Origin of the sequence: Mesorhizobium sp. M2A.F.Ca.ET.042.01.1.1 (assembly GCF_003997405.1) — a bacterium.
GTDB lineage: Bacteria > Pseudomonadota > Alphaproteobacteria > Rhizobiales > Rhizobiaceae > Mesorhizobium.
The window spans coordinates 1-4,425 of the sequence record NZ_RZRX01000367.1 but is presented as its reverse complement, the minus strand read 5'-3'; the positions used below and the strand labels follow the sequence as shown (position 1 = coordinate 4,425).

Below are 4,425 nucleotides of genomic sequence, written 5' to 3'. Positions count from 1 at the left end.
GCCGGAAGGAACCGCGTGCCGAGGCCGGCCACCGGGAAAACTGCCTTGCGAACGCGCTTCATGCTGACACCCCTGCTTTTCGGCCAATTATCCGCTCGGCGGCACGCTCCGCAATCCCCCCAAACATTTTCACGCCGGAATCATTTTCACGCCGGAATGTTGGGCTACCGAACGTCCAGGTTGAATGTGAGAGCTAAAAGCCACGACACCTCTTTTCGTTCCCGGCGGCACCTATGGTAAACTAAATACTAACCCGGTTCGGCGTTGAATGATCCTTCCTGATTTGACGAAGGAGGAAATGATGTCCGTTCGCAACACCGCGAGGCGCCTGACGGCACTGGCGACCGCAGCCGGCCTGACATTGGCCCTGCTGATGCCCGCCGGACCCGCTTTCGCCGATGCCGGGTTCCGCCAGTGGGTCGCGGGCTTCCGCGCCACCGCGGTGGCGGGCGGCGTTTCGGGCGCTGTCTACGATCAGTCCATGAGAGGCATCGAGCCCGACCCGGTCGTGCTGGAAAAAGCCCGCACCCAGCCGGAGTTCACCGCGCCCGCCTGGGACTATTTCGACAACCGCGTGCACGACCAGGCGGTCGCGAACGGCCAGGCGATGGCACGCAAATGGAAGCCTTGGCTCGACCGCATCGAGGCGCGGTTCGGCGTCGACCGCAACATCCTTCTGGCCATCTGGTCGATGGAATCGAATTATGGCGAGACGCTCAAGCGCGACGACATCATGCGCAACGTCATCCGTTCGCTGGCCACCCTTGCCTATGGCGACGCGAAGCGCTCGAAATATGCCCGCACCCAGCTGATCGCGGCGCTGAAGATCCTGCAGACCGGCGACATCGACGAGAGCCATCTGATGGGCTCCTGGGCCGGCGCGATGGGCCAGACCCAGTTCATTCCGACCAGCTATCAGCGTTATGCGGTCGACATGGACGGCAACGGCAAGCGTGACATCTGGAATTCGATTCCCGACGCGCTGGCGACCTCCGCCAATCTGCTCAAGAAGAACGGTTGGCAGGCTGGCAAGACCTGGGGCTATGAGGTCACCATACCGGCCGGCAAGCTGCCCGGCGGCGCAAAGACGATCGCCCAGTGGCAGGCTCTTGGAGTCGTCAGGGCCAGCGGCAAGCCGTTCAAGAACCTGACCGACAAGGCGACTTTGAAAGTGCCGGACGGCCGGGGCGGCCCCGCCTTCCTGATGATCCGGAATTTCTCGGTCATCAAGGCCTACAACAATGCCGACAAATACGCCTTGGCCGTCGGCCTTCTGGCCGACGAGATCGCCGGCGGCACCGGCCTTGTGCAGGACTGGCAGCGACCTTTCACCAAGCTCAGCTTCGAGGAGCGGCAGGAGTTGCAGAAGCGGCTTTCCGAGCACGGCTATTACGACGGCAAGTTCGACGGCAAGATCGGCGACGGCTCGAAGGCCGCCATCATGGCCTACCAGGCAAAGGTCGGTCTGACCCAGGATGGCTATCCGAGCCTGGAAGTGCTCAAATGGCTCCGCAAGCGGTAGCAGAGCCGCTCTAATTTAGGGCGCCGGGCATCCTTTCGAAGACGGCAAGGATGCGGTAGCGCTTCGGCTTGCGCATGACTTTCCCGTATTTGCCTGGTCATGCGCCAAGGGATGGAGAGGTTTTTGGTTTTGGTCGCGCGTATCAGGCAGGGCATTCGCCGGACGCCGATCCTGATTCTTGCCCTTGCCGTGCTTGTCGTCACCGCCGCCGGCGCTTTCCACGCCCCTGCGTTCGCGCAGGAGGAAAGCCGCGGCTGGTCGCTGCGCGATCTTCTGTTTCCGCGCCGCAGCGAACGCATCGAGCCGCCCGTCGAAGTCCAGCCAAGGCCGAAACCCAAGAAGAAGCCCAAGCCACGCCCGCCGGCGGAGCCCGAAACGCCGATCGTCGAGAAGACCAACGACGCCCGCGTCGTGCTGGTGGTCGGCGATTTTCTTGCGGGCGGCCTGGCCGAAGGCCTGGACACGGCCTTTGCCGACAATCCCGCCGTCAGGATCGTCGCCCGCTCCAACGGTTCCTCCGGCTTCGTTCGCGACGATGTCTACAATTGGCCAGCCCAGATAAAATCGCTGATCGAGACCGAGAAACCGGCGGTCGTGATCGTCATGCTGGGCTCCAACGACCGGCAGCAGATGAAGGTCGGCGACGTGCGCGAGCAGCCGCGCTCGGAGAACTGGACCAAGGAATATGAGCGCCGCACCGATGCGCTGGGCAAGGCTCTTCAGGAGACCAAGGTGCCGTTCCTGTGGGTCGGCATGCCGGCTTTCGGTGTGTCGAAGATGAACTCCGACATGCTCGCCTTCAACGACATCTATCACTCGGCCGCCCAGACCCATGGCGGCGAGTTCGTCGATGTCTGGGATGGCTTCGTCGACGAGAACGGCGCTTTCGTCACCTCCGGCCCCGACATCAACGGCCAGCCGGTGCGCCTGCGCTCCGACGACGGCATCAACGTCACCAAGGCCGGCAAGCGCAAGCTCGCCTTCTACACGGAAAAGCCCCTGGCCAAGATTCTCGGACTGGCGGCGCCGGGAAGCATCACCACCGTGTCCGCGCCGACGGGCGCTCCGGTCGAGGCGCCCAAGCCGGCCGCCGCGCCCGTCATCGTCGACCGCACCGCGCCGATGCTGCTCGGCGACCCGGCGCTCGACGGGGGAACCGAACTGCTGGGTGCCGCGCAACCAGCCAAGGCCAATCCGAACCTGCCTGGCGAAAAGCTGATCCTGGAAGGCAAGGCGCCGGCCGCCTCGCCCGGCCGCGCCGACGATTTTTCCTGGCCGCCAAAGCCGACCGCCGCCGCTCAGCCCGATACTGGGGCGGGCATCAATCAGTAGCTCATCGGCTCGGAGACCGTTTCAGAAATTCGCTCGTGCGAGTCAGATGGTGGTGTTTTCGAGAACCGGAGCGGAGCGTACGTTGACGTACGTGAGCACCGGAAGTGCAGAAACGCCATCAACTGGCCGCAGGAGTAGAATTTCTAAACGGTCTTACCGCGGCAGCACCGTCGACCCCATCAACGCCTCGTCGATCGAGCGCGCCGCCTGGCGGCCCTCGCGGATCGCCCAGACCACCAGCGACTGGCCCCGGCGCACGTCGCCCGCGGCATAGAGCTTGTCGACGCTCGTCCTGTAGTCGCGATCATTGGCCTCGACATTCCGCGAGCGGCGGCTGTCGGTGACGACCTTGATCTTGCCGTCCAGTTCCTTCATCAGGCTGTCGCCCGCCGGGCCGGCAAAGCCGATGGCGATGAAGGCGAGATCGGCGCGGATAACGAACTCTGTGCCAGCGATCGGCTTGCGCTTCTCGTCCACCTCGCAGCAGCGCACGCCGGTCAACTGGCCGTCCTCGCCGATGAATTCGAGCGTCGCCACCTGGAATTCGCGCTCGGCGCCCTCGGCCTGCGAGGAGGACGTGCGCATCTTGGTCGCCCAATAGGGCCATACGGAGAGCTTGTCTTCCTTCTCCGGCGGCTGCGGACGGATGTCGAGCTGCGTCACGCGCACCGCGCCCTGGCGGAAGGCGGTGCCGATGCAGTCGGACGAGGTGTCGCCGCCGCCGACCACCACGACATGTTGGCCGCCGGCGATGATCGGGTGTGAGGGCCAGGCCACCGACTGGATAGGCTCGCCGCCGACGCGGCGGTTCTGCTGCACCAGATAGGGCATGGCGTCGTAGACGCCGCTGAGATCGGCCCCCGGAATGCCGGCCGGACGCGGTGTTTCCGAGCCGCCGCAATAGAGCACCGCGTCGAATTCCTCGATGAGGTCGGCCACCTTCATGTCGACGCCGACATTGACGCCGCAATGGAAGGTCACGCCCTCGCCTTGCATCTGCTCGATGCGCCGGTCGATATAGTGCTTCTCGATTTTGAAGTCGGGGATGCCGTAGCGCATGAGGCCGCCGGGGCGGCTTTCGCGCTCATAGACATGCACGTCGTGCCCGGCGCGGCCGAGCTGCTGCGCCGCCGCCATGCCGGACGGGCCGGAGCCGATCACGGCGACACGTTTGCCGGTCTTCTTCTCGGGCGGATAGGGCCGGATATGGCCGGTTTCGTAGGCCTTGTCGGCGATCGCCTGCTCGACCGTCTTGATTGCGACCGGAATGTCCTCGAGGTTCAGCGTGCAGGCTTCCTCGCAAGGCGCCGGGCAGATGCGGCCGGTGAATTCCGGGAAATTGTTGGTCGAATGCAGGTTGCGGATAGCGCTGTCCCAGTCGCCATTGTAGACGAGATCGTTCCAGTCCGGGATCTGGTTGTGGATTGGGCAGCCGGTCGGCCCATGGCAGAACGGAATGCCGCAATCCATGCAGCGCGCGGCCTGTTTCTCGACCTCCTTGTCGGACATCGGCAGCGTGAATTCGCGGAAATGCCGGATGCGGTCGGAGGCCGGCTGGTACTTGTGCACCT

The 4,425-nt window shown here is 64.4% G+C and carries 3 protein-coding genes; 2 read left to right on the top strand and 1 reads right to left on the bottom strand.

Annotated elements, in window-relative coordinates:
* Positions 1-301: 301 nt before the first annotated feature.
* Both EOA23_RS31875 and EOA23_RS31870 read left to right on the top strand, forming a co-directional pair.
* Positions 302-1,522 carry a lytic murein transglycosylase gene (locus EOA23_RS31875; RefSeq protein ID WP_127307013.1) on the top strand — a complete coding sequence of 407 codons (1,221 nt, stop codon included), beginning with the start codon at positions 302-304 and terminating at the stop codon, positions 1,520-1,522.
* A gap of 123 nt (positions 1,523-1,645) precedes the next feature.
* On the top strand, positions 1,646-2,854 hold the full coding sequence (locus EOA23_RS31870; protein ID WP_127307012.1) for a DUF459 domain-containing protein: 1,209 nt from the start codon (positions 1,646-1,648) through the stop codon (positions 2,852-2,854).
* A 153-nt stretch (positions 2,855-3,007) separates the two neighbouring features.
* On the opposite strand, the gene EOA23_RS31865 is transcribed toward EOA23_RS31870, so the two are convergent.
* A complete protein-coding gene (locus EOA23_RS31865; protein ID WP_127307011.1) occupies positions 3,008-4,423 on the bottom strand; it encodes a glutamate synthase subunit beta in 1,416 nt (471 codons plus the stop codon).
* Positions 4,424-4,425 lie beyond the last annotated feature (2 nt).

Bases quoted from the DNA above. Each gene is read 5' to 3' on its own strand.
- EOA23_RS31875 (WP_127307013.1), top strand. From the start codon at position 302: ATGTCCGTTCGCAACACCGCGAGGCGCCTGACGGCACTGGCGACCGCA.